The sequence below is a fragment of the Paenibacillus sp. BAC0078 genome, assembly GCF_054483875.1.
The window spans coordinates 1-1015 of the sequence record NZ_JBTLRW010000063.1; the positions used below are offsets into that span (position 1 = coordinate 1).

Consider the following 1015-nt stretch of genomic DNA (forward strand, 5'->3'; position numbering starts at 1 on the left):
TTCGGACACCCCCGGATCAAAGCTTGCTTACAGCTCCCCGAGGCAGTTTCGTTGTTCGCCACGTCCTTCGTCGGCTCCTGGCGCCTAGGCATCCTCCGTGTGCTCTTATTAGCTTAACCAATCGCTCCGGTATTTGGCTTATTCGCTCATCTTGTTTTAAACAGCGCTTCCGGATGACTCCGTCCGCCATTCTGTTTAAAGCCAAAAGTCGCTCACAATCCAAAACCATCGCTCAGTATCACTAAAACATAAACTTGTTAACACAAGTTCAGCTTAAAGGAATGTTCTAAAACGCATTTTCGTTTCGGTATCCAGTTTTCAAGGATCAAGTTGTTCTTGATGAAGTTTGTTGGTGGAGCCAAGCGGGATCGAACCGCTGACCTCCTGCTTGCAAGGCAGGCGCTCTCCCAGCTGAGCTATGGCCCCAAAATAAAATTTCATGTTATATGGTGGGCCTTGGTGGACTCGAACCACCGACCTCACCCTTATCAGAGGTGCGCTCTAACCAACTGAGCTAAAAGCCCATATAACATATATAACATTGTGAATCAACCAATGAATTGGTTGTCCGCTTGGCAGCGTCCTACTCTCCCAGGACCCTTCGGTCCAAGTACCATCGGCGCTGGAGGACTTAACGGTCGTGTTCGGGATGGGTACGTGTGGAACCCCTCCGCTATCGCCACCAAACGTTTTTGAAAGAGGCTTGCTCCTTCAAAACTGAACACGAGTGAGTGTTCGAACCCAAGGGTTCTATAGAAGCTTAAGCTTCCGATTTGAATGTCACCGTTGCAGGTGACGATTCTCCATAGAAAGGAGGTGATCCAGCCGCACCTTCCGATACGGCTACCTTGTTACGACTTCACCCCAATCATCTACCCCACCTTCGGCGGCTGGCCCCCTTGCGGGTTACCCCACCGACTTCGGGTGTTGTAAACTCTCGTGGTGTGACGGGCGGTGTGTACAAGACCCGGGAACGTATTCACCGCGGCATGCTGATCCGCGATTACTAGCAATT

General features: G+C 50.7%; 2 tRNA genes and 3 rRNA genes. All 5 read right to left on the minus strand.

The features are described from left to right. Positions 1–119 (minus strand): 23S ribosomal RNA (locus ACX1DY_RS31405); the annotation flags it as partial. 231 nt (positions 120–350) lie between these two features. After that, positions 351–426, minus strand: a tRNA-Ala gene (locus ACX1DY_RS31410). Between the two features lie 21 nt (positions 427–447). Continuing rightward, a tRNA-Ile gene (locus ACX1DY_RS31415) sits at positions 448–524 on the minus strand. 46 nt (positions 525–570) lie between these two features. Further along, positions 571–687, minus strand: a 5S ribosomal RNA gene (rrf, locus tag ACX1DY_RS31420). 122 nt (positions 688–809) lie between these two features. Continuing rightward, a 16S ribosomal RNA gene (locus ACX1DY_RS31425) occupies positions 810–1015 on the minus strand; the annotation flags it as partial.